Origin of the sequence: Pelosinus sp. IPA-1 (assembly GCF_030269905.1) — a bacterium.
Lineage (GTDB): Bacteria > Bacillota > Negativicutes > DSM-13327 > DSM-13327 > Pelosinus.
The window spans coordinates 234580-259604 of sequence record NZ_BSVC01000007.1 but is presented as its reverse complement, the minus strand read 5'-3'; the positions used below and the strand labels follow the sequence as shown (position 1 = coordinate 259604).

Here is a 25025-nt window from a genome sequence, read left to right as displayed (position 1 = left end):
TTATGATCATTCATAAAAGTAAGCCTTTGCCTCCCATAGCAAAGGCTTACTTTTAATTATTATTATAAGCCTATAGATTAAACTTATAATAATGCAATTAAAAGACAAGTCTATTTTTCTTTATTAATATCTTGCCGCAATACTACTGCGCCTCTTAAATATAAATGACTAATCGCTTTCTGTGGCAAATCGGTATTTAACAATATAAGTACACGAATACAGTGCGCTACCCCATTTGGGCTATCAATTTCCTGCGTACCGAACAAAGGTACTTCTGTCCATCCTAAATTCCTTGCAGCTATAGCAGGAAACGCCGAATTAACATCTGGAGTCGAGCTGAAAATTACAGCCCCAATATCTTCTATGTCGATTTTATTTGCCTCAACCAGAGCTGATAGAAGCTCCATTACGTTGCTAATAATCTCAGTTGACTCATTTTTCTCCACCGTAGTGGCACCTCGGATACCACGCACCAACCTTATCATCCTCTCTTGCTACTATTCTAGTAAATAATTCGTTATTCGCCACGTGATATCCTCTATCCTTTTAGAAAATCATCAGGATTTATTACAATAACAAGCTCCACACTGGTGGCATATCCACCATCCGCACCGAGGACAAATTGAATTAGATTCATTTAGCACGATATATTTGCCTTCATTATAATCCTTCCAACAAAAAACACTGCCTAAATCTTTATACAGTAACACTTCATAAGCATCCGCCCACGTTTTTTGATTATCTAAAGCAAATAGTACTTCATTATGCCCTGTACTGTTATTCTTACGATACTCCTCTATTTTGATTTTTTCCTGTTTATCATCCCGTATCACAACAACATATAAATTCTTAATATCCATACTCCCACCCCCATAAATATATATGGCTGCCTAGAAGTATGTATACCAAAAGGAATATAAAATCAGCATAGCCGAATTTTATATTCCCTCTAAAACTTTCTTTACTTTTGATAAAAAGTTTTACAGTTTGTTTGTTCACTTTGATTAGCGGCTTTACCACCACCATCTACATTGACCTCAATTGCAGAAGCATCACAATGTTCACCATTTCTCCAATATTTACAATTTGATACAGTACATTTTACACCTGATAGCATGTGCATTCACCTCCCTTTTTTCAAATTTAGTATGTAGACTTTTCTTTCTCTTTATCCATTGAAACTAGGAATATATAACAAAAATACTGAATGAGAAGGCTCCTAACTACCTTCTCATTCAGTATTTTACGCTAACTTTAGTGTTAATTTTTGCAACCCTATATTTATATCTTCAATTTGTGCAGAAGCTACTTGAGGATAATTGCCGATTTCGATCGTCTCAAGTATAGGGTTTTTTGTCTGATCATAAAATACACCGTACCATATTCCTGCTATACCACTTTCCATCCACTCCGCTGGTTCAGCAGTATCAGACAAGTGGACGGTAATACTCCCGAGACCGAGAAAATCTCGAATTTCTTGACGCTCATCATCAGTAAGAGACATCTTATTAATAAAGACACTCCATGTTTCACCAGTCAACGTAAAGCGTTTTAATGCCTCGTTTATCTCAAACAAGACTGCCTTACTCTTTTGCGATAATACTGCTTCATTCATGAATTTTCCCAACCTCTACCTGCCAATCTTTCAATACTTGCAATATCTCTTTTACTACATTATCCATTGTTTCTGCTACTATAGGTGTTAATTCTAGTCCAATATCAATCGCAAATGGTTGTACTCCCATTATCATGATTTCCTTAGCAGGTTTTTCTAATACTTCCATTATTGCGAGTACATCTTGAATACCAAGTTCATGCATCGATACTTTCTCTTTAAAGTATGCCTTAACTTCGTCATTTTCAAACCGATAAAAAGATCCGGGTGGTAATTGCCCTGACACAGCATCAATTAAAATTAAATTATCTGTTCCAACTAAAAAACGTAACAACTCCATACCTAGCGTACCGCCATCTAATACCTGTACGTTGGGAGGAAAGGAGTAGTGGCTAAGCAAACGTTCCACTACTCTTACACCAAACCCTTCATCCTGCATCAAAATGTTTCCTACCCCTAAAACCGTGATTTGCTTCATTCTTTTAGATCTCCTATATCATCCGGCTCTTTATCATAAAACTTAACTCCTGAAAACATTGCAGATATCTCACCATATTTTTCACTCATGTCAGCCCTTGTCGCCATATATACATGGATAATGACAAATAAAACAATCATCCACGCTACGTAATGATGAATTAGATGCACAGTATATTCATCAATTAATAAATGGTTGATAGGTCCAAACAACTTAGCAAGTCCGCTATTAGGATTAACTTGTGCATACATAGCAAATCCTGTAAAGGCTTCTAAAAAAATCATACCATACACGCCACCATATCCTGACCTGGCCATTGAATTTCTTAGGTATGGTCTATGAGCAGAACGCATAAAGCCATAATGCAGGCCCATATCAAGCATTCCTGTCCAAAATAGTTTCGTCCAAGGTTTCGGTAGCATACGATCACCTTTATGTATGATAAATCCATAAATCCGTAAAATAAAGGATGCCATTAATATGTACGCCGCAGAAAAATGAATGAATCGAATTGTAGACATCGATGCCCAGTTACTAATAGCAAACGTTGGTTCTACACCTTGGCTACCAATATAAAAAGGATTACCAATATATAGACCCGTAACAAACAGAACTAAAATAGCCCCCGCCATTATCCAATGAAAAATTCTCGTCCAAATTGTAAATACATAATAAACAGTTACTACACGAGTCTTCATTATACTCCTCCTTACCTACCATTCCTAGGCCTTCAAATAAGGATCACTATGTACAACTGCCAATTGACGACCTGAAGTATCATACAAGTGAGTAGCACAAGCTAAACAAGGATCAAAAGCATGTATTGCTTTTAAAATTTCAAGAGGCTTATCAGCAATCCTTACTTTAGTATCCATCATAGTAGCTTCATAAGGTCCATAACCAGACTTACTATCCCGTGGACAAGCATTCCAAGTAGATGGTACAACTGCCTGATAATTAGCGATTTTGCCATCTTTAATAACTACCCAATGGCTAAGACCACCACGAGGCGCTTCATGAAGGCCTACGCCCTTTGCTTCCTTAGGCCACATCGTAGGTTCCCATTTTTCCATATTTGCAACAGAAGTATCGCCAGCTTTAATATTATTTACTAGTTTATCAAAGTAATACTTGCTGAGATATGCCATGACTTGCGCTTCTAGTCCTCGTACTGCCGTACGACCAACAGTTGATAACATCCACTTTTCTGGTGCTATATTTAACACCTTTGAGACTCCATCTATTTGGTCAACCATCATTTTTTCAACCCAAGTCGGCTCTTTAATGATTCCTTGCTTTACTTTCGTGTATACTATAATATAACGCGAAAGAGGTCCTACTTCGGCCATCTTGCCTTTCCATTTTGGGGTCTTAATCCACGAATATTTGCCATTCTCATCAAGGTATTTCCAATCAGTTTTCGTTCCCTCTTTTGGTGCAGTGTACTCAGGTTTAGTCACACCACTCCACGGGTGCAAATCTATATCCTTTTCAGGATAATTGTACCAGGAGTGCTCAACACCTTCCGTTAATACTTCTGGATCCACTAAGTCTTTCGCTTCAAAAGTATGAAACACGGCTTTATCAACACCTTGAGAAAACTGTTCTACAACGCCATCAGAGCGCAGCAATAAATTCTTATGAAAATCACCATTTGAAGTTCCAGAATAGGTCTCTTCTGGATAGTCTCCAAAACCAAGAACCCTCTCTTTAGCTAAGCCACCGCCGTCAACATAACCCTTTTTAACGTATAACTCTCCAATTGCTAGTACATCGGGCACATAAAAAGAACTAGCAAGACTGATTGCCAGATTGATTGACGTATCCACAGCTGCCAAACGTTCTGTATTAATCGGTGCATTCATGTCATTCATCGAAATAGAGCACGGCATCCCCCCAACCACATAATGAGGATGAGGATTTTTTCCACCAAAGACGACATGGGAAATAACAATTTCACGTTGTTTATCAAGCATATTTAAATAATGGGATACTGCCATTAAATGTACCTCTGGCGGTACTACATCATAATCAGGGTGATCCCACCACTGAGCAGAGAAGATCCCTAATTGACCACTATCCACAATTTTTTTCACTTTATCTTGTATACTCTTAAAATAAGCAGTGGTAGCCTTAGGGAATTCTTTAGGATATGCACTAGTGTCAAATTCAACTGGACCTTTTAGGCCTAAATCATATTTTTCTAACACTGTATTTTGTAAAGCTGCGGTAGCTGCTGGATCTGCTTTAAGAGCAGCAACAGGACTAATCCAATCCAAAGCATGTAAATGATAAAAATGTACAATATGATCATGTACCATTTGTGTCGTTGCAATAATGTTTCGGATATAGTTCGCATTTTTAGGAATTTGGATCCCTAATGCATCTTCTACTGCCCGCAAGCAACCTAATGCGTGAACAGTAGTGCAAACGCCACAAATTCTTTGCGCAAAAAGCCATGCATCTCGAGGATCACGACCTTTTAAAATTAGTTCAATACCACGCCAGGCTGTGCCACTAGATAATGCATCTTGTACCTTGCCTGTAGTTTCATCAACCGTAACTTCTAATCGTAAATGCCCTTCAATACGATTTACAGGATCAACAACAACACGTTTCACAAAACATCCTCCTCATTTCTTCTATTCATTATCATTATCTCGTTCATTATTGTCATCCTTATGATGTCTTCTATGTTGAATAGCAGAAAGAGCACCATGAGCAATTACACCAGCTGTAAGGGCGCCTGCCGCAACCAAGCCAACTTTATCCGCATTCGCAATGACATTAGGAACAGGAATGTTAGGCATACGTTCATAAAACGGATCATTATCCCAGAAGTTATTAGAAGCACAAGCTACGCAGGGGGCTCCAGATTGAATCGGGTAAGAAAGCCCATTCCACCATCGCATGTTACCACAAGAATTATAAGCTTCCGGTCCGCGACACCCAACCTTATATAAACACCAACCAGCCTTACTGCCTGCATCATCAAACTTCTCGACAAACATACCCGAATCAAAAAAGGGACGACGATAACAAGTATCATGAATCCGATTGCCAAAAAATTGTTTAGGACGGCCTTTGCTGTCCAAAGGAGGAATTTGTCCAAATAGGGTATAATGCATGATCACACCTGTGATAACTTCTGGGATCGGCGGACAGCCTGGTACCTTTATAATTGTCTTGCCACTAATTACATCACTGACGGAAACAGATTTAGTAGGGTTTGGTTTAGCAGCTTGAATTCCTCCCCAAGCCGCACAAGAGCCAACTTCAATGATTGCAGCAGCACCTTTTGCTACTTCTCTAAGATTATGTACAAAGGGTTTACCACCTACCATACAAGAAGTACCATCATCATTTAATGGAACTGCACCTTCAATTGCAAGTAAATACTTTCCATTATACTTCTTCATAACTTCTTGTAGGTGTTGTTCTAACGGTTCACCTGCAGCAGCAGCTAATACGTCCATATATTCCATGGAAATCATGTTTAATAGGACATCAGAGGCCAAAGGTGTCTGTGAGCGAATAAAAGCCTCATCACACCCTGTACACTCATGTCCATGTAGCCAAATGACAGGCACTAGGGGCTGTTTCTCAGCTGCAGATACCACTTCTGAAATCATCATTGGCGATAATCCTAAAATTCCTGTAACTGTGACACAGGTTTTCAAAAAACTACGCCGACTTACATTTTTCTTTTGGAATAAATCCCACATTGACTCCAAATTATCCATAATTAACCTCCCATCTTATTACAAAAGGACTTAGCTTATGCCAAGTCCATAAGAACGCAGAAAGTGAGCCTTATTTTTTTACTTCTCTAACTCCACGATTACACCATGGCTCTTCTGCCATATAATCTCCATCATAATAGTAATAAGCGCGAGCCCGGCAGCCACCACAAATACCATCATAGCCACAAGTTCCACAGCCGCCTTTTAATGTTTCGTGCCGTAATTTATTAAACATTTCACTATCTCGCCAAAGGATATCAAAATCAGTTTCACGAACATTTCCGATCTTAATCGGCAAATAAGGACAAGCTTGTACGTCACCGTTTGGCAGAATTACACAATAACCAGTACCCGCTAAACAGCCACGCGTAAATCGCATTGGTATATTACGTTCCTTAGCTATACGCATAAATTGAGGCGCACAGGTAGGTTTAAGTTCAATTGGTACCTCTTTTTGTTTCTCTAATATGCGTGTTAGCACTGCTTCATATTGCTCTGTTTTTAGTGTAGTATCTTCAATATCTTTTCCCCTGCCTGTGGGCACTAAGAAAAAGATATGATGAGCCATAGCTCCTATTTTGACCGCTAAATCAGTAATATCAGTAACTTCCTTTTCATTCCACGTAGTTATTGTTGTGTGAATTTGAAAGGGAAGCCCCACCTTCTTACAAGCCATCATTGCAGCAATTGTTTTATCCCAAGCACCTTCCGACTGCCGAAACTTGTCATGAATGTTTTTATCAGTGCTATCTAGACTAATCCCCGCTGCTCCAAGTCCAGCCTCTTTTAGTTTAATAGCTACTTCTTCAGTAATTAGAATTCCATTCGTACCAAGTACAGGCCTTAGGCCAATACTTTTAGCGTAGCGAATTAATTCGTAAATATCAGATCGCATTAATGGTTCGCCGCCACTTAAAATAATAATTTTAAAACCAGCGCGAGCCATTTCGTCTAATAATTTCTTACCTTCTTCCGTACTTAATTCATCTGTTCTTTTCGTTCCTGCATCACGATAACAATGAACACAGCTAATATTACAGGCCTGAGTAGTATTCCATGAAATGATCATATAGAACTCCTTCCGGGTTTGCTAATCTAAGTTACTACATTACTTGCTATAAAAAACAGACTTCCATTCTCTAGTTAATAATGACCTATCCTAGGATTTGCGATTATCGTCCTCATTGGTAACAGCCGTTTTGAAATTACTAATTCCCTTACCTATTGCCTTACCAATCTCCGGTAGTTTAGCTGGTCCAAATACAACTAAGGCAATTGCCAAAATAACCACTAATTCAGACATACTAAAATTAAACATGACCAACCCCCTTTATACTCATATTATCGCAAATTAATAGCCGTTAGACAATATAAATTTCTAAAATATAGAATAACATTAAAGGAAAGGCTTAGCCACGGCTAAGCCTTTCCTTATTAATTTTATATAACCTTATCGATAGCATCCATTAAATCTTTACGTGGACGATATCCTACAATGCGCTCGACCTCTACACCATCTTTAAATAATAATAAGGTTGGGATTCCCATCACATTATAGTTACTAGCAAGTTGTTGCTGCTCATCAACATTTACTTTCATAACTACTGCTTTTCCTTCATATTCTTGCCCTACAGCTTCTAATTCAGGGGCAACCATTTTACATGGCCCACACCAGGAAGCCCAAAAATCCACTAGTACAGGTTTATCCTTCTGCGATATTTTTTCTTTAAATTCATTTTCATCGGCAATATTCAATACGCTCATTATAAAACCTCCTACTTTTTATGATTCTTATTATTAACTATTGTTTAGATTTTAAATCATGCTTATTTGCTAGCTTATTTACATTTTAGAAAACATTTAATTAAAAGTCAATAGTTAGTAGATATTTAAACTCATTTTACTATTTATAGTATGTAATAACAATTATCAATTCAATCAATAAGGCTTTCCTGACATAAGACAAAAACCCTCTACATTCTAAGAATATAGAGGGTTTATTTACATAAGGCTGTGAGTGATCAATAAGCCGAGTTCTGTTCCGCTCACGCGGTGATGATCATCTATCTAGTCTGGCAGTTACCTGACAGCTCTAGCGACGCAACCCGGAAGGTTCAGCGGGCAGCTTCATCCCTTCCCTATTCGGTCTTGCTCCAGGTGGGGTTTACCTAGCCAGCCAGTCACCTGACTGCTGGTGCGCTCTTACCGCACCGTTCCATCCTTACCAGCATAAGCTGGCGGTTTACATTTCTATGGCACTTTCCCTAAGGTCGCCCTCGCTGGACGTTATCCAGCACCCTGCCCTATGGAGCTCGGACTTTCCTCGTATGCTTTATGGGCATCCGCGATCATCTTTCCTACTCACAACAACATTTCAATATCGACTGAGATAATATCATATCATAAATTATTTGTTAAGTCAATGAATTTTTGCGGTTAATTATTTTTTAATATCGTTGTAGAATATTTTTGTTGATTTTATCAACCTCGACAATAACCGACCATTTACCTTGATCGGCACAGGAAGTGAGAAATTCCTTTACATGAGACAATATAGGTTGCTCCGTGGCAAAATGGCCCGCATCAACAATACCAATACCACTTACTATAGCATTCTGGGCTTCATGGTATTTTACATCTCCGGTTACTAATACATCGGCTCCAGCAAATACCGCTTTATGCAATAGCCCAGCACCAGCACCCCCACATACGGCTACCTTCTTTATCAACTTATCACATGCTCCTGCTATATTTACAGAATCTACTCCTAATGATTTTTTCACCCGATCCGCAAAATCTGAAAACAACATAGGTATTTCGAGCTTACCTATACGACCTAATCCAAATTCTTTACCTGAATTCATTAGTTGATATAAATCATACGCAACTTCCTCATAGGGATGGGCTTTAATCATCGCTTTAATTACCCTACGACTAATTTTTTCGGGCATAACTGTTTCAATGCGGCTTTCTTCAACAGATTCTAACTTGCCATTATTACCAATGAATGGTTTTGCATCTTCTAAAGGTAAAAAAGTACCTATACCATTTGCCGAAAATGTGCAGTTACTATATTTTCCAATATGCCCAGCCCCAGCCGCTGCTAACGCTTCTCGCACCACTTCTACATGAGTTTGCGGCACAAACACTACTAATTTGCATAACTTTTCAGTGGAGTTTACTGCTAAGGGTTCAATATCCTGCAAACCTAAACAGGCAGCTAAAGCATCATTAACGCCCCCCTCCGCTGAATCAAGATTAGTATGAGCTGCGTAGACCCCTATATTTGCCTTAATCAGACTAGATAAAACTTGCCCTTGCGGCAAATCTGTTCGTATTGATGTAATGCTTTTGAATATAAGAGGGTGATGAGCAATGATGAGATCTACATTATCGAGTATCGCTTGCTCTACAACCTCCTTCGTAACATCTAAGGTAATTAGTATCTTATGGATTGTTTGGGATGGGCTCCCAACTAATAAACCTACATTATCCCAACTTTCAGCTAAATGCCTTGGCGCTAACTTATCCATTGCATCCATAATTACTTGACATTTTACAGACATCGCCGTTTAGCCTCCAATTGTTGTAATCTTTCGGTATATTCATGATACTTTTGGCTCTTTTTTGCATTATCACTGAGTGACATCTCCTGTAAGACGCGTTTAGTCTGAGCAATGAGTTGATCAATGTGTACAGATAGAAGTTCCGGTTTATCTCTCCACAGTTTTTCCCCAATGTCGTACATAATAGGTTCACAACTAGTTGCCCTCCCTGGTTCGGCCACAACTATTTCGTACAATCGCCCTTCCTCTTGGACCAATCTTTCGTCAACAACATCCCATTGGTTTTCATTTAACCAACGTCTCACAGTATTCGCAGCCACCATAGGCTGCAAAATTAAACGTTTAAGCGACTTAGTAACTTCAGGCTTTCCTGTTAGTATCTCAATAATTGTCTGACCACCCATACCAGCAATAATAACAACATCCACTTCTTCTGGAGAAAGCACTGTTATTCCATCACCTAAACGGACAGAAATTCGGTGCGTAAGCCCGAGGGCATCTACATGTTCTTTTGCTGCCTTCCAAGGCCCCAGATGAACGTCACCAGCTATTGCTGAAGTAACAATATGCCCTTGCACTAATTCAATAGGTAAATAAGCATGATCAGTACCAATATCTGCCACACGCGATCCCTCCGGCACCAATTCCGCCAACGCAGCTAATCTTCCAACAAGCTTCAATGCATTACACCTCATCCTTTATTTTCTTTCTGTTATTATACAAAAATAACTTACAACTAATCAATAAACAAACATTTCAACGACTAAAATAAAAAAGCACACAAAGGATCATAAACGACAGTCAATCCCTTTGTGCAGCAATACAATATTCTTCCTTAGTAGTTGGAGCACATACTTATAAAAAAAGACTTGGCTTGTACCAAGTCATAAAGCTGCAGGCAAAAGCCTTAGTTACTTTACTTAGAATCGAAAAAATTGTAATAAGTTCTCTAATCCGTAAAAAAATGCAAAGCATATGCTGCTTTGCATTTCATTTTTAAATGGTGGGCGATGACAGGATCGAACTGCCGACATCCTGCTTGTAAGGCAGGCGCTCTCCCAGCTGAGCTAATCGCCCATTATGGTGACCCGTGGGGGAATCGAACCCCCGTTATCGCCGTGAAAGGGCGGTGTCTTAACCGCTTGACCAACGGGCCTTTATTGCGTAATATAAAATGGTGGGCCCACCTGGGATCGAACCAGGGACCAGCCGGTTATGAGCCGGCTGCTCTACCGCTGAGCTATAGGCCCTAGAGATATTAAAACAGGTTTTCCAAGGAAAGCCTGTTTGTAATCCATATAAGATGGCTCCTTGAGTAGGACTCGAACCTACGACCGATCGGTTAACAGCCGATTGCTCTACCAACTGAGCTATCAAGGAATGTCGTCAACATTGACAATTATAATACAATTTCAACATTACGTCAACAACTTTTTTTCATATTATAAGATTTTTATATTTTTTTTAGTTTTTTACTCTAAAAAGTCTTTTAATTTTTTGCTACGGCTAGGATGACGTAGTTTTCTGAGGGCTTTCGCCTCAATTTGTCGAATACGTTCACGGGTAACACCAAAGTGTTGTCCTACTTCTTCTAATGTGCGAGCCCGTCCATCATCTAAACCAAATCGCAGTCTAAGAACCTTTTCTTCTCGTGGAGTAAGAGTTTCTAATACCTCTTCTAACTGCTCCTTTAAAAGCATGAAAGAAGCTGCCTCAGCTGGTGCTGGTGCATCCTGATCCTCAATAAAATCTCCTAAATGAGAGTCTTCTTCTTCACCAATTGGCGTTTCTAAAGATACTGGTTCTTGAGCAATTTTCATAATCTCTCTTACACGCTCAACACTAATATCCATCTCTTTTGCAATCTCTTCAGGTTGAGGCTCACGCCCTAATTCCTGTAGTAATTGTCTAGATACACGAATCAATTTATTAATAGTCTCTACCATATGCACAGGAATACGAATCGTCCGCGCCTGATCGGCTATTGCACGAGTAATTGCTTGACGAATCCACCAGGTAGCATACGTACTAAATTTGTAACCTTTATTATAATCAAATTTTTCAACAGCTTTGATTAGTCCAAGGTTACCTTCTTGAATTAAATCTAAAAATAACATACCACGCCCAACATAACGTTTAGCAATACTAACTACAAGCCGCAAATTGGCTTCTGCCAAACGTCTTTTGGCTTCTTCATCACCTTGCTCCATGCGCTGTGCCAGTTTAATTTCTTCGTCAGCCGTCAGTAAAGGTACTCTTCCAATTTCCTTAAGATACATGCGAACGGGGTCGTCAATACTAATCCCCTCTGGAATAGTTAAATCAATATCAACTTCTTCAGGAGTTACTTCTTCTACCTCTACAACATCAGGCTCATCTGCTCTTTCAGTATCATCCGGAAGTTCATCAACTATTTCAATTCCCTTACTAGAAAAGACCTCATATATCTCTTCAATTTCATCAGGAGATAAATCTTCACTTTGGAGAGTATCCATGATTTCACTATAAGTTAGCACGCCACCCTGTTTTTTCCCTTTGTTCACTAATTTAGTTACATATTCACTCGAAATTGTCTTTTTTTCTGTCATTTTACTCCCCTCCTCCATTGGCCACTCCAATCAAGGCGTAGTTTTTTTTTTGATTAAACACAATGTAATTTATTAATTTCATCTTTTATTCGTTGACTTTCTGCTAATGCCTGCAGAAAACCACTATCCCCCAGACGTTCTAATTCATCAGCCCTTAATCGGGACTGTTCATACAATAACTTTAAGTTTGTTAGGCGCATATTTTTTATACAATCATCAACCATTTTTATACTATCACTATCATTGTATTGTATATCGATTAACATAATATGGGATAATTCCGCATTTGCTGTCTCACTTAGCATCATCGTCCAAGCAGTATCCGTAATATCTTTTCCCATATTATACTCTTTAAATATTAATTCGATTATTTCACGCCTGTGCTCTCCCTGTATTTCTGTAACAGAAAGTTCTTTTTCAATATATGGTATAAGGGAGCTATCTCCACACATCAAGCGAATAAGATGTTTTTCGGCCTGCTCTATCGCAATCGATGGTTTTCTCGTAACCAATATATTAGATATATTCTTTCCTACATTTACATTTTTATCCTTTTTATTTTGAAACAAATATTTACGAACTTCACTACGTATTGCACTTTCGTCAATTGCCAACATCTGAGATATACGCGCAATATGCGTGTTCACCTCTACAGCATTGTCCGCCGAAGCTAACACTGGAACTATTTTTGCTACTACGGCAACTTTACCTTCTAAACTACTATAATCTGTATTATCAAAAGCCTGCTTGATTTGATACTCCAAAACATCATTAGCTTCCTTAATCAATGTCTTAAAAGCTTTAGCACCATGCTTACGGATAAATTCATCGGGATCTTTTCCATCAGGGATTAATACCACTCTCACATTTGCTCCCATACTGCGCAGAATTGTCAAAGCTCTGACCGTAGCATTTTGACCAGCCGTATCACTATCATAAGCAAAACATATTTCATTTGCATTGCGAAGTAATAACTTTGCTTGTTCTGGAGAAAAAGCTGTTCCTAATGAGGCTACTACATTTTTTATGCCATATGCATGGGCAGTAATAGCATCCATATAGCCTTCTACTACGATGGCTTGCCCAGATTCTTTTATAAACTTATGAGCAGCATGAAAACCAAACAAAATATATCTTTTGTTAAAAACAGGGGTCTCTGGTGAATTTAGATATTTAGGCTGGCTATCATCAATCACTCTTCCACCAAAACCAACTACCCGACCACGTACATCAGAAATAGGAAACATAATGCGATTACGAAACCGATCATAAACACCATCACCAGAATTTCGTTCCACAATTAAACCAGCTTTTAGCATAATATCCTGCTCTATACCCCGTTCTAAGAAGGCATGCAATAATTTATCCCAAGCTGGGGGAGCAAAACCAATTTTAAAACTTTCAATAACTTCATTTGTAACTCCACGGGATTCTAGATATTCTTTTGCTTGCTTCCCATAGACTGTCTTTGTCAAACAAGCATAAAAAAACTCCCTAGCTAATTCATTAGCACGGTATAATTTAGTATGTTCCCGCTCCCTTGCCAGCTCTTGTGGTGTTTTGTTCTTTTCTGGCAAAGGAATATTCATTTTTTGAGCCAACATTTTCACCGCATCAAAGAAACTAACGTTTTCAATTTTCATCAAAAAATTGAATACATTACCACCGCTTTGACAACCGAAACAATAAAAAAATCCTTTTTCAGGTGTTACAGAAAATGACGGAGTATTCTCATGATGAAATGGACAGCAGCCCCAATAATTTTTTCCTTTTTTTTTCAAAGGAACATAATCTGATAGAATACTTACAATGTCACTTTCAGAACGTAATCTATCAATAAACTCATCATAAACCGCATCTTTCATAACTTCACCCTTAACCTACCCTATAGCAATTGTGGCTTTTTCTTCCGACTAGATACCATTACAGCAAATCCATACTATTAACCTATTTGTCATATTTTCGCTATTTTTTCTCATTTTCCTGCTAATAATAGCATATCCAATCTAATTAAAAGAAAATCTAATTTTGATTTTGTGATTTATTTCTACATAAATTCCCATAATCCTTCTAGAATATAAATATACAGTTATACTTACTATCTTATACTAGAGATAATCGGATTCTACTTAGCTTTTAATCCACCAATTTATTTATTAAATTCTTTCATAAACAATAGTATTCAAGATAACTTATAAATATCCTCTTTTGCCTATTGACAACACTTATATTATTTGATAATAAATTTAAAGTATGCCTCGACACATTACATTCTAAAAATTTATGTGTTTTTTTTAAATAAAAGGTAATCGAACTATCCGCCGATTACCTTTCTATTACTAGATTCATCTTATTATGCGATTTACCGAGCAATCCATTTTGAAGGTATAAATAATTCTTCAAATAAATGAACAGCATATATATCCGTCAAACCAGCTATATAATCAACAATGGTTGCTTCTAGCCCCCAATTTTCTTCTCGTTCTAAGAATTCCTGAGGTAAATTTTCTGGGTGAAGAGTAAAGTACTCGTAGAGTTTATGAATGATATATTTTGCTTTCTTACGATCAGATTCTAACTCCGCAGAATGGTAAACTTTTTGAAACATGAACTCACGAAATTCTTCCATTGCATTTTTAACTTTTGCAGACAATTTTATTTCATTATAGCCATCTGAATTCTTAATCATATCAGATACCATAACAGTAATCATATTCGAAGGATTTGTACCTAATATGTGAGCAACCTTTTCCGGTAAATCAACAGCTTTAATCATACCTGCACGAATACCATCGTCATAATCATGGCACAGATAAGCAATACGATCGCCAATACGGACAATATTACCTTCTAAGGTAAATGGTTTATTTGCACCTGTATGATTTAAAATTCCATCCTTTACCTCCAGTGTTAAATTTAACCCCTTTCCACTACGTTCAAGATGCTCTACAACTCTTAAACTTTGTTCATTATGATTATAATGTCCAATTAAATCACGTAGAGCGTACTCACCAACATGTCCAAATGGGGTATGTCCTACATCATGCCCTAAAGCAATTGCTTCTGTTAAATCCTCATTCAGCATTAGCCCTCTGGCAATTGTCCGAGATATTTGTGATACTTCTAAACTATGAGTCATGCGCATGCGATAATGATCGCCAGGAGAAATGTATACTTGTGTTTTATGTTTTAAACGTCTAAAAGACTTACTATGAATAATTCGGTCACGATCACGTTGAAAAGCGGTACGAAATTCACAAGCTTCTTCTTCTTTTTCTCTCATTGCATCCCTACTCTTACTTGCAAAAGCTGATAGCATCTTATGTTCTTGCTCTTCAATACGTTCGCGTATGTTCATAATATCGCCCTCCATTTTACAAATAATCTATTATATGGAATACTACCTTCTCTCCTTGTGACCTACTTCCATTATCCATTTTATTCTTATAATCATTTCATCATACCATCCATTTATCCCTCCATTTTTCTCTACATTTCTGTTATAATAAAAAAAGATCTATTTCTCAGCTTGCTAGCTATTCTAAAAACGAAAGGAAGTTACTATGAAAACTAAAGTTTTCCTACTCACATTGCTCCTTATGTTACTTTTTGCAGGCACTACTTTAGCTGCCAAACCAACCATCACAGCGGACCAACAATATTTTGATATTAATACAGGTTTATATGTATTAAACGGAAATGTTTACATAGAACTAAAAAACCGTATTATTACTGCTGGTCAAGCTAAAGTAAATATGGCTTCCTTAGAAGTTTGGGGAACTGGTGGCATAACAGTTAGCCAAGACGACATCTCCTTTACCGCTGATAAGGTATATGTATATGGCAGTCAAGATCATGCTGTCGTCGAAGGAAATGTGGTGTTCTCCCGTGAAAATCTTAAGGTTACTGCCAATCAAGTGGACTATAACTGGCGAGATAAAAATGCCGTATTTAGCGGCAATGTACAAATTAGACAAAATGACAGCCTCCTGACTACGGATACCGCAAGATATAATATAGCTACAAATACCTTTCTATAAGTAAAAAAACTCCAGCTCTTTTGCTGGAGTTTTTTTACTTATGAACAGAATTCGTTCCCATAGACAGCTGACTGTTTTTTTTTGCAAACAAGTTCCATAATTTTATTTGCAGTTTCTTCAATCGCCTTGTTTGATACATCAATAATCGGGCATTTCAACTTATACATGATACTTTTAGCGTATTCAACTTCCTCTGTGATTCGCTGGGAATCAGCATAACAGGACGCAGGATCGAGTCCCATGGATCGTAATCTTTCTGCACGAATGTTATTAAGCTTAATAGGATCGATAATTAGCCCTACAATACGCTCTGCAGGAATTTCAAATAGCTCTTTAGGTGGTGCTACTTCAGGAACCATTGGTACATTAGCCACCTTTAGCTCCTTATGGGCTAGATACATACTAAGGGGAGTCTTAGACGTGCGTGAAACTCCAACCAATACAACATCTGCCTTTAAGATACCACAAGGATTTTTACCATCATCATATTTTACCGCAAACTCAATCGCTGCAACACGTTTAAAATAAGCTTGATCTAGTGTATGAATTAGCCCAGGCTTTAATTGAGGATGGAGCCCCGACACATGCTGCACCGCATTTATCATAGGTCCCATAATATCTATGGTTGGAATACCATGACGCTTCGCTTGAGACAGCAACGCCTTCCTAAGTTCAGGGCCTACGATTGTATGGCAAATAACACTTGTATTATTTGCTGCTTCCTCAAGGATTCGTTCAATTTGATCAGTACTTTTAATATAAGGAATACGAATAATTTCAAAAGATCCAACTTGAAACTGACTGGCCGTTGCTCTAGCTATCATTTCCGCTGTTTCTCCAATAGAATCAGATAAAGCATAAATTATAGATGGTTTAGCTATGACACTTACCTCCTTGTATACAACAACTATTTATTGCAACTTTCGCTATATTTAATATCAATATATATACCTCAATATGTATCTAACTATAATGGCTCGACAAATACTATATTGTGTATTATACGCTAAAATCATACAAAATCCTCTTTCTAAAACCTTTGAGAGCACCTAGAAAGTAACCATTATTACAGCAAAATAAGCCTGTACAAATGTACAGGCTTATTTTCACTCGTTTATTATAAAGCAACGATTTTACTCAAATCTGCCATCTTTGTACTAAGCCCCATAATCGCTTTTAGTAATGCTAAACGATTATTTCGCACTTGCAAATCTTCAACCATGACCATTACCACACTAAAAAAAGCATCAATTGGCTGAGTCATATTAATCATAATCCCAATAACACCAGCATAATCTTTCGCTTCTGTCATTTTGCAAACCTCTTGACGAGCCAATTTGCATGCATGGTATAAAGCACGTTCTTCGTCAACCACAAATAGATTTTCTTCAATCAGTTCAACCGGTGCATTTTTAGCTAAATTACCAACACGGGTAAAAGCCTGTACAGCTTTTTGCATTTCACTGCTGCAACCATCAGTAGCCATCGCTTTAGCCCTTAGCCAAGTATCATAAATATCATCCACTCCGACTGCCATAACCGCATCAATCAGATCATAACGAATATTTTCATCCGATAAAACATTTTTAATCCTGAGTCGGAAAAACTCCTGTATTTCAGCTAGCAAATCCGCTTGTCGTTTATCATCATTAATACGTAGTAAATCCATTGCCTTAACCAGCATAGCATGTAAAGATACATGATATTTGCCATCAATTAAGATGTTAACAATTCCTAGTGCCTGACGCCGTAAGGCATACGGATCTTGGGATCCTGTTGGTATTAAGCCTCGACTAAAGGTTGCCACAATATTATCAAGCTTATCAGCAATACTAATAACTCGTCCTGCAACACTCTCTGGTAATACATCGCCAGCAAAACGCGGTAAATAATGTTCAAATATAGCCTGAGCCACTTCTGGCTGCTCTTTATTTAATAACGCATATTCTCGTCCCATGGTACCTTGTAATTCAGTAAACTCACAAACCATACCCGTAACAAGATCCGTCTTTGCTAAGGTAGCACCTCTTTCAATTATAGGATGCAAATCATCAGTAGCCCCAACTGATTCGGCAATATTAATCGAAAGCTCTCTAACACGTATTGTTTTATCATAGATTGTGCCCAAGCCTTCTTGAAAAACAATCGTCTTTAGTTTGTCTAATCGATCAATTAATTTAACTTTCTTGTCTTCTTCAAAAAAGAACTGAGCATCAGATAACCTCGCTTTAAGCACCCTCTCATTACCATGACGAACAATATCAATATGTTCAGATCCACCATTACGAACAGTAATAAATACAGGTAGAAGTTTCCCTTCTTTGGAGATTACAGGGAAATAACGTTGATGCTCACGCATAGGAGTAATTACAGCCTCTGGAGGCAGTGACAAATACTTATCTTCAAATTGTCCGTACAGGGCTGTCGGATATTCTACAAGATATACTACTTCTTCTAGCAAATCTTCATCAATCGCAGCAGTACCGCCTTGATTAAGAGCAATTTTTTCCACTTGTTCACGAATCACCTTACGACGTACATCTTGATCAACCATAACATAGTTTTTATGTAATGCTTCAAAATAATCATCAACAGAATGAATGACTATTTCTCCTTTACTTAAGAATCGATGCCCACGAGTAACATTACTTGTGGATACTTCTGCAACGGTAAAAGGAATAACCTCATTACCAAAAAGCGCCACCATCCAACGAATAGGGCGAACAAATTTCTTATCTAGATTAGCCCAACGCATATTTTTAGGAAAATTAAGGCTATCAATAATACTAGTTAACATAGCTGGTAGTAACTCTTTTACTTGCTTGCCTACTTCATGCACCATAGCATAAACATATCCATCTTTTACAACTAATTGAGTTGCATCTACCCCTTGCCCACGTGCAAACCCTTGAGCAGCTTTTGTAGGAGCACCATTATTATCAAAGGCGATCTTTATAGAAGGACCCTTATTTTCACTATTTTTATCAGCCTGCTCCTCCACCATATTACGTATAATCAAGGCCATGCGGCGAGGTGTACCGACAACTTTAATTTCACCATACCCAATTCTGAGCTCATCTAATTTACTTTTAGTAACACTTTCTAATTGCCGCAAAGCCCCTGGCATAAACCTGGCAGGAATTTCTTCTGTACCAATTTCGAATAATAAATCTTTTGCCATAATTATTTAACCTCCTTGAGCAACGGAAAACCTAATTTTTCACGCTGTTCTAAATACCCTTGTGCACAGAGCCTTGCCATATTACGTACCCTTCCAATAAAACCTGTACGTTCGCTAACACTAATAGCACCACGAGCATCCAATAAATTAAAAGTATGAGAGCATTTTAACACATAATCATAAGCTGGCAGTACAAAACCAGACTCAATAATACGAATGGCTTCTTTTTCATACATATCAAAAAGCTGGAATAATAAGTTAACATCGGCTATTTCAAAGTTGTAGTGGGATTGCTCTACTTCATTACGGTGAAATACATCGCCATAAGTAACACCATTTACCCATTCTAATTCATACACGTTTTCTTTCCCTTGTATGTACATAGCCAAGCGCTCCAAACCATAGGTAATTTCTACGGATACAGGTTTAACATCAATACTACCGACTTGTTGAAAATAAGTAAACTGAGTGATTTCCATACCATCAAGCCATACTTCCCAACCAAGTCCCCAAGCTCCAAGAGTTGGAGATTCCCAGTTATCTTCTACAAAACGAATATCATGTTGGCTAGGATCAATCCCCAAACGAACTAAACTCTCTAAATATAATTCTTGAATGTTAGCTGGCGAAGGTTTCATAATAACCTGGTATTGATGATGTTGCAGTAAACGATTAGGATTTTCTCCATAGCGACCATCAGCAGGACGACGTGATGGCTCCACATAAGCTACATTCCAAGGCTCAGGGCCTAAAGCCCTAAGGAAGGTAGCTGGGTTCATGGTACCTGCCCCCTTCTCCACGTCATAAGGTTGCATTAAAATGCAATTTTGTTCAGCCCAGAAATTCTGAAGTGTTAAAATCATCTCTTGAAAAGTCAATTATAATAGCCTCCCTCAATATTAAATAAAATAAAAACCCCTTCATCCACAGTAACATATCGTTACAGGGACGAGAGGTTTAATCCCGCGGTTCCACCCTGATTGACCATATAATATATGATCCACCTTATACTATAGCAAGCTTTACTCTCCTAAAAAGAATCTATTAATCCAATTTTAGAATTTCCTCTTGCAGCTTGGGAATGCCCTTCACCTTTTAAATGGCTAGGCTTTCACTCTCCCTAGCTCGCTATAACTATAGGCTACTATTTTCCCGCATTGCCGTAATTTAGTTAAAATCATAACAAACCTAACTTTATTTGTCAATGCTTATAGCAGCTAAATTCCACTATTATTGTGATGATTTTGTTTTTGCTCATTTACACTTTTATCATCTGAAACTTCTGTCTCAGTTGTACTGCCATCATTACGAACTACTTCAATACTACAACGCTTAAACATTGCTACTAATACGCCAAGTGCAGCAATCTGTGGCAATACTACAGCACCAATTGCCCCCAGTGCTACAGGAATTTCGACAACAGTACGTCCCTCACTCTTGATACTGATCTTATTCACATTGCCTTCATGAAGCAATTCTTTTACCTTATCAATCACATCGCTTGAATTCACAGAAAAGCTGTCTGTCCATTTTGTATTTTTCTTATCGTCAAGTTCAATTAAGGCCTCAAGTAAATTCCCTTGATTTCTTTCCAAAGCCTCTTTCGCCTCTTTGTAAGATATGCCAGTACGCTCCCGTAGGATGTCAATGTTCTCCAATGTTATTTCTTCCATTATTATACCCTCCTATCCACATTTTTCTTATTATCTCCCATTACAATCCTAGTTATTCGATAAACAACACCAATTCTATCTTACCGTCCACATAATTTTTAAAATGCTTTACTCATGTTCCGCTTTGCATTACTCCGGACACTTGTTTTATAAAGTTCATAGACTTTAAAGGTTTGTCCAAGCAATGAGTTAAATATTCCATAAGTATTCTTTCAGTTTGCATTAAAACGGTACCACTTACAGTAAACTCAACAGGGTTTTTCCAATCAATATGTAATAAACAAGTGATAAAATTATAAATTTTATCACTCACTTCTAGAAGGTCGTTATGATTGCAAGTAGCACAAACGCAGCCCCCGTTGGTTAAGCTAAAATAACCAGGCAAGGTTAATACTTGTCCACAACTAACACATTCTTTAAATTCAGGGTAGTAACCCATGATAAACAATAATTGCCAAGCCCAAGCCAGTGCCACCATACGAGGATTACGTAAGCTAAGTATGATAAGCACTTCTACTAATAAATCAAAAACTTGAGGTTCTGGCTGCCTCTCAGGACAAAGTTCTGCAACTAATTCGGCTATAAAAGTACCATATGCCATACAATTAAAATCTTCTTGCACATGCCGAAAAGAATGTTTTATTTCACACTGCTTAACAGAATCATAATTTTTCCCTGCCGCCAATCTTACATCGAGATGTGTAAATAGCTGCATTCCCCCAGCCAAAGGACTCTTTGGGCGTCTAGCCCCGTTGGCAAACGCCGTAATTTTTCCATACTCACGAGAAAATAAAGTTACCATTTTATCAGCCTCGCCCCAGTCACGCGTGGCCACTAAAATGGCTTCTGTTTGATATTGTGCCATATTTCCCTCAATTACCCTACTTAAGAATTAAAAATTATGTAAGGGGCGGCACATAGTAGCTCACCCCTATTGCGATTTGAAGAACTATCATATTCAATACAAGGACAATTAAAGTCCTACATTGCTATCTGGCGGTGTTTCAAGTTGATCTTTAGATTCAGTGCATGAACGATACATCAAATATGCCCCAATATGTCCGGTACTTTGGAAAACTTCCCACATTAAATCCCGTAACAACACTTGACATCATCCCTTCGCACATATTTTTATACGACCATCAAAGATTCTCGCCTAATAACCTCCCTCCTAGAATATCTAGTTCTATATATCTAAGCTTCGCTTTCTTCCTCTGGTGGAAGAGGTAAAGCTTTAACCCTAACAACACGAAAACCAGTTACCTGCAGTACACTGAAACTATATTCACCAATATTTACTTCATCACCAATCTCTGGGCGGCGCCCTAATAAACCAAATATATAACCGCCAATTGTGTCCTCTTCATGATCATCTAAACGTATATCTAATAATTCAGCCACATCGTCAAACAGAACCCGGCCATCAAACTCATACGTATTATCAGGCAAACGTTGAATTTCTGGTTGAATGATGTCATCATGTTCATCCTGAATATCACCAACAATCTCTTCAATGACATCTTCTAATGCAACTAATCCAGCTGTACCACCATATTCATCTACTACTACTGCTAGGTGGATTCGTTTGCGGCGCATCATTTGTAGTAACTTAGCAACGGACATTCCCTCAGGAATAACTAGTATTTCCCTCATAATTGTCTTTAAATCTTTTTCTTCCGCATTACACAAATCAAAGTCCATTAAATCTCGCAGATGAATCATACCCACAATGTGGTCTTTATCTTCAAAACATAAAGGAAAACGAGTATGGTGCGCTTCGCGAACCACCTTTAGATTTTCCTCATAAGAATCGTCTGCAAACAAACAAACCATATCCTGACGTGGTACCATAACCTCACGGGCTAAGCGATCAGCAAAATCAAATACATTATCAATAAGTTCACTTTCCATTTGATTTAGGATTCCACCCCGATGACTTGCACTAACAATCATTCTTAACTCTTCTTCTGAATGAGCTAATTCAGTTTCATTAGGTGCTTGCATCCCCATTACGGCTAACAAAGCTTTTGCCGCGCGGTTAAACAATATAATAATGGGATAGCCCATTTTATGAAAAACATATAAAGGCCATACACAAAACAATGCCATGCTTTCGGCTCTTTGAATTGCCATCGATTTTGGAACCAGTTCACCTACAACAATATGCAAGAAGGTAATAATGATAAATCCAATTCCAATACTAATGGTACTTAATAACCAAGTAGATCCTGGAAAATAATCATACAATATAGGTTCTAATAACGAAGAAATTGCTGGCTCTCCGAGCCAACCTAAGGCTAGTGATGCTAAGGTAATACCTAACTGAGTCGCCCCAAGATAAGTATCAAAAGAAGATACCACTTTAAGAGCCAGCTCTGCTCGACTATTTCCTTGCTGAACTAGCTCTTCTAAACGAGTCTTACGAATCTTTACTAGAGAAAATTCTGCGAGTACAAAAAATCCATTTAATAAAACGAGTAATAAGGCTCCAAATAATTTAAATAAGTCATATAAAGGCGAATCGAAAATAGCGCATCTCTCCCCAAAATCTGTTACCGTATCAAATTCATTACTATATAACAAACAATGCCCTTAAACATGGGCCTTAAATTTCTTTAAAATTTTCTTTAGCGGACAATAGACATTATTGTCCTTTTTCTCTACCATGACTTCACTGCAAATTTATTATGTCCCAGTTTGGCATAATAAATGAAAACAACCGTCCTAAAAATTTATTTTTACCCCTCTTTACAAATGATACCACCCGAAGACGCTTCGGTCAACAAAGAATGGCTATCGCTAAGCGATAGCCATTCAAAAAATTGGAATTATGTTAAGCTTTCAGGTTATTCATAACCAAAGGTACGTAAACTTCCTTCTTTATTACGCCAATCCTTTTTCACTTTTACCCAAAGATCTAGGTATATTTTAGAACCTAACAAGTTTTCAATATCAGCCCTTGCCAATCGTCCCACGTCTTTTAGCAGCTGCCCTTTGGCACCAATCACAATACCTTTCTGAGATTCCCTTTCAACATAAACAACAGCCCGAATATACAAATCTTCATTGGCTCTAGTTGTTATTTCTTCTATATCTACAGCAATGGAATGGGGAATTTCGTCTCGCGTAGCATGAAGAACTTTTTCACGAATGAGTTCTGCAATGACCAAACGTTCCGGTTGATCAGTAATCATATCTTCAGGATAATATTGAGGCCCTGGCTCTAAATATTTCTTAACTTCACTAACTAAACCATCTAAATTAGTATGCTCCATAGCGGATATTGGCACTACACCAGCAAATTTATAACAAGCAGAATATTTTTGTATAATTGGCAGTAATTTGGCCTTTTCAATTTTATCAATTTTATTTACTACCAGTATAACAGGAGTCTGAATGGCATTTAGTAACTCTAATATATATTTTTCACCGCCACCAATATCTTCTGTAGCATCCACAACAAAAAAGATAACATCTACTTCACGCAGTGTATTTTCTGCTGCTTTTTGCATATATTCACCTAACTTATGTTTAGGCTTATGTATACCAGGTGTATCAATGAACAAAATCTGTGCATCATCTAAGGTAAGCACACACATAATTTTATTCCGAGTGGTCTGGGGTTTATCAGACATAATAACTACTTTTTGTCCAATCAAACTATTAATTAAGGTTGATTTTCCTACATTTGGTCTGCCAATAACTGAAACGAATCCTGATTTATGATCTTTCTTAACTTCCATTATTCTTGTTCTCCTGACAAATGTTTTTTTTCGAATGAATAGGGTAATAAGTCTTTTAATGTTGCAACATATTCTTCGCCCTGTAAATTGCACATAATTACTTTTTCAATGTCAAATTCAGCCATTACTTGTCTACATGCACCACAAGGTGCTACAGGCTTGATCGTATCGGCTACAACGGCGATAGTCACTAATTCCCTTTCGCCTTCGGAAATAGCTTTAAATATGGCCGTCCGCTCCGCACAATTACATAGTCCATAAGAAGCATTTTCAACATTACAGCCCGTATAAATCTTACCTTCTTTTGTTATCACCGCGGCCCCTACCTTAAATTTGGAATAAGGCACATAAGCATGTTCACGGCTATCCTTTGCGGCTTTTATTATGTTTTCCATAAG

26 protein-coding genes, 4 tRNA genes and 1 other RNA gene are annotated in these 25025 nt (G+C 37.8%); 1 reads left to right on the top strand and 30 read right to left on the bottom strand.

What is annotated here, in order from left to right; all coding sequences use genetic code 11:
* Positions 1 to 110: 110 nt before the first annotated feature.
* The 21 genes from aroH to QSJ81_RS18200 form a co-directional block, all read right to left on the bottom strand.
* On the bottom strand, positions 111 to 473 hold the full coding sequence (gene aroH, locus QSJ81_RS18300) for a chorismate mutase (protein WP_285718772.1): 363 nt from the start codon (positions 471 to 473) through the stop codon (positions 111 to 113).
* A gap of 84 nt (positions 474 to 557) precedes the next feature.
* Positions 558 to 860, bottom strand: a complete 303-nt coding sequence (locus QSJ81_RS18295; RefSeq protein ID WP_285718771.1) for a hypothetical protein — start codon at positions 858 to 860, stop codon at positions 558 to 560.
* A 101-nt stretch (positions 861 to 961) separates the two neighbouring features.
* Positions 962 to 1117, bottom strand: a complete 156-nt coding sequence (locus tag QSJ81_RS18290; protein WP_071842018.1) for a DUF1540 domain-containing protein — start codon at positions 1115 to 1117, stop codon at positions 962 to 964.
* A 126-nt stretch (positions 1118 to 1243) separates the two neighbouring features.
* On the bottom strand, positions 1244 to 1615 hold the full coding sequence (locus QSJ81_RS18285) for a hydrogenase expression/formation C-terminal domain-containing protein (RefSeq protein WP_285718770.1): 372 nt from the start codon (positions 1613 to 1615) through the stop codon (positions 1244 to 1246).
* The gene (locus QSJ81_RS18280) at positions 1608 to 2093 is read right to left on the bottom strand and encodes a HyaD/HybD family hydrogenase maturation endopeptidase (protein WP_285718769.1); all 486 of its coding nucleotides are present in this window, start codon (positions 2091 to 2093) and stop codon (positions 1608 to 1610) included. The genes QSJ81_RS18285 and QSJ81_RS18280 overlap by 8 nt, the downstream gene beginning before the upstream one ends.
* On the bottom strand, positions 2090 to 2791 hold the full coding sequence (gene cybH / locus QSJ81_RS18275) for a Ni/Fe-hydrogenase, b-type cytochrome subunit (protein WP_038671511.1): 702 nt from the start codon (positions 2789 to 2791) through the stop codon (positions 2090 to 2092). The genes QSJ81_RS18280 and cybH overlap by 4 nt, the downstream gene beginning before the upstream one ends.
* Before the next feature lie 24 nt (positions 2792 to 2815).
* Positions 2816 to 4714, bottom strand: coding sequence for a nickel-dependent hydrogenase large subunit (locus QSJ81_RS18270; RefSeq protein WP_285718768.1), 1899 nt, complete (start codon positions 4712 to 4714; stop codon positions 2816 to 2818).
* A gap of 21 nt (positions 4715 to 4735) precedes the next feature.
* On the bottom strand, positions 4736 to 5836 hold the full coding sequence (locus tag QSJ81_RS18265; protein ID WP_285718767.1) for a hydrogenase small subunit: 1101 nt from the start codon (positions 5834 to 5836) through the stop codon (positions 4736 to 4738).
* Between the two features lie 70 nt (positions 5837 to 5906).
* Positions 5907 to 6905, bottom strand: coding sequence for a putative heme d1 biosynthesis radical SAM protein NirJ2 (gene nirJ2, locus QSJ81_RS18260; protein WP_285718766.1), 999 nt, complete (start codon positions 6903 to 6905; stop codon positions 5907 to 5909).
* 90 nt (positions 6906 to 6995) lie between these two features.
* Positions 6996 to 7154 carry a twin-arginine translocase TatA/TatE family subunit gene (locus tag QSJ81_RS18255; protein ID WP_071842019.1) on the bottom strand — a complete coding sequence of 53 codons (159 nt, stop codon included), beginning with the start codon at positions 7152 to 7154 and terminating at the stop codon, positions 6996 to 6998.
* A 122-nt stretch (positions 7155 to 7276) separates the two neighbouring features.
* Complete coding sequence (gene trxA / locus QSJ81_RS18250; RefSeq protein WP_038671518.1) at positions 7277 to 7600, bottom strand: thioredoxin; 324 nt, start codon at positions 7598 to 7600, stop codon at positions 7277 to 7279.
* A 246-nt stretch (positions 7601 to 7846) separates the two neighbouring features.
* An RNA gene (rnpB, locus tag QSJ81_RS18245) (RNase P RNA component class A) lies at positions 7847 to 8200 on the bottom strand.
* An 83-nt stretch (positions 8201 to 8283) separates the two neighbouring features.
* A complete protein-coding gene (locus QSJ81_RS18240) occupies positions 8284 to 9402 on the bottom strand; it encodes a Nif3-like dinuclear metal center hexameric protein (RefSeq protein ID WP_285718765.1) in 1119 nt (372 codons plus the stop codon).
* Positions 9393 to 10082, bottom strand: coding sequence for a tRNA (adenine(22)-N(1))-methyltransferase (locus tag QSJ81_RS18235; protein ID WP_285718764.1), 690 nt, complete (start codon positions 10080 to 10082; stop codon positions 9393 to 9395). The genes QSJ81_RS18240 and QSJ81_RS18235 overlap by 10 nt, the downstream gene beginning before the upstream one ends.
* 321 nt (positions 10083 to 10403) lie before the next feature.
* Positions 10404 to 10479: transfer RNA gene (locus QSJ81_RS18230), tRNA-Val, on the bottom strand.
* A 4-nt stretch (positions 10480 to 10483) separates the two neighbouring features.
* A tRNA-Glu gene (locus QSJ81_RS18225) sits at positions 10484 to 10558 on the bottom strand.
* A gap of 19 nt (positions 10559 to 10577) precedes the next feature.
* Positions 10578 to 10652: transfer RNA gene (locus QSJ81_RS18220), tRNA-Ile, on the bottom strand.
* A 54-nt stretch (positions 10653 to 10706) separates the two neighbouring features.
* Positions 10707 to 10782, bottom strand: a tRNA-Asn gene (locus QSJ81_RS18215).
* Positions 10783 to 10874: 92 nt separating this feature from the next.
* Entirely contained in the window at positions 10875 to 12008 is a 1134-nt protein-coding gene (gene rpoD, locus QSJ81_RS18210) for an RNA polymerase sigma factor RpoD (RefSeq protein WP_038671523.1), read from the bottom strand.
* Between the two features lie 35 nt (positions 12009 to 12043).
* The gene (gene dnaG / locus QSJ81_RS18205; RefSeq protein WP_285718763.1) at positions 12044 to 13855 is read right to left on the bottom strand and encodes a DNA primase; all 1812 of its coding nucleotides are present in this window, start codon (positions 13853 to 13855) and stop codon (positions 12044 to 12046) included.
* 497 nt (positions 13856 to 14352) lie between these two features.
* Positions 14353 to 15348 carry a deoxyguanosinetriphosphate triphosphohydrolase gene (locus QSJ81_RS18200; protein ID WP_285718762.1) on the bottom strand — a complete coding sequence of 332 codons (996 nt, stop codon included), beginning with the start codon at positions 15346 to 15348 and terminating at the stop codon, positions 14353 to 14355.
* A 205-nt stretch (positions 15349 to 15553) separates the two neighbouring features.
* On the opposite strand from QSJ81_RS18200, the gene QSJ81_RS18195 reads away from it, so the two are divergent.
* Positions 15554 to 16030 carry an LptA/OstA family protein gene (locus QSJ81_RS18195; protein WP_285718761.1) on the top strand — a complete coding sequence of 159 codons (477 nt, stop codon included), beginning with the start codon at positions 15554 to 15556 and terminating at the stop codon, positions 16028 to 16030.
* A 38-nt stretch (positions 16031 to 16068) separates the two neighbouring features.
* Here QSJ81_RS18195 and QSJ81_RS18190 read toward each other — a convergent pair whose 3' ends face one another.
* From QSJ81_RS18190 to QSJ81_RS18150, 9 genes are all read right to left on the bottom strand, one after another.
* Positions 16069 to 16896, bottom strand: a complete 828-nt coding sequence (locus QSJ81_RS18190; protein ID WP_285718884.1) for a pyruvate, water dikinase regulatory protein — start codon at positions 16894 to 16896, stop codon at positions 16069 to 16071.
* Between the two features lie 251 nt (positions 16897 to 17147).
* A complete protein-coding gene (gene glyS / locus QSJ81_RS18185) occupies positions 17148 to 19211 on the bottom strand; it encodes a glycine--tRNA ligase subunit beta (protein ID WP_285718760.1) in 2064 nt (687 codons plus the stop codon).
* A gap of 2 nt (positions 19212 to 19213) precedes the next feature.
* The gene (glyQ, locus tag QSJ81_RS18180) at positions 19214 to 20089 is read right to left on the bottom strand and encodes a glycine--tRNA ligase subunit alpha (protein ID WP_038671535.1); all 876 of its coding nucleotides are present in this window, start codon (positions 20087 to 20089) and stop codon (positions 19214 to 19216) included.
* A gap of 339 nt (positions 20090 to 20428) precedes the next feature.
* On the bottom strand, positions 20429 to 20884 hold the full coding sequence (locus tag QSJ81_RS18175; protein ID WP_285718759.1) for a DUF4342 domain-containing protein: 456 nt from the start codon (positions 20882 to 20884) through the stop codon (positions 20429 to 20431).
* Positions 20885 to 20996: 112 nt separating this feature from the next.
* Positions 20997 to 21749, bottom strand: coding sequence for a DNA repair protein RecO (gene recO, locus QSJ81_RS18170; RefSeq protein ID WP_285718758.1), 753 nt, complete (start codon positions 21747 to 21749; stop codon positions 20997 to 20999).
* Positions 21750 to 21857: 108 nt separating this feature from the next.
* Positions 21858 to 21989 carry a YqzL family protein gene (locus tag QSJ81_RS18165; protein WP_084159831.1) on the bottom strand — a complete coding sequence of 44 codons (132 nt, stop codon included), beginning with the start codon at positions 21987 to 21989 and terminating at the stop codon, positions 21858 to 21860.
* Between the two features lie 89 nt (positions 21990 to 22078).
* Positions 22079 to 23467, bottom strand: a complete 1389-nt coding sequence (locus QSJ81_RS18160) for a hemolysin family protein (RefSeq protein WP_285718757.1) — start codon at positions 23465 to 23467, stop codon at positions 22079 to 22081.
* A gap of 263 nt (positions 23468 to 23730) precedes the next feature.
* A complete protein-coding gene (era, locus tag QSJ81_RS18155; RefSeq protein ID WP_285718756.1) occupies positions 23731 to 24627 on the bottom strand; it encodes a GTPase Era in 897 nt (298 codons plus the stop codon).
* Positions 24627 to 25022: a cytidine deaminase gene (locus QSJ81_RS18150; protein WP_285718755.1), complete on the bottom strand. Its 396-nt coding sequence runs from the start codon at positions 25020 to 25022 to the stop codon at positions 24627 to 24629. Before QSJ81_RS18150 ends, era begins: the two co-directional genes overlap by 1 nt.
* Positions 25023 to 25025 lie beyond the last annotated feature (3 nt).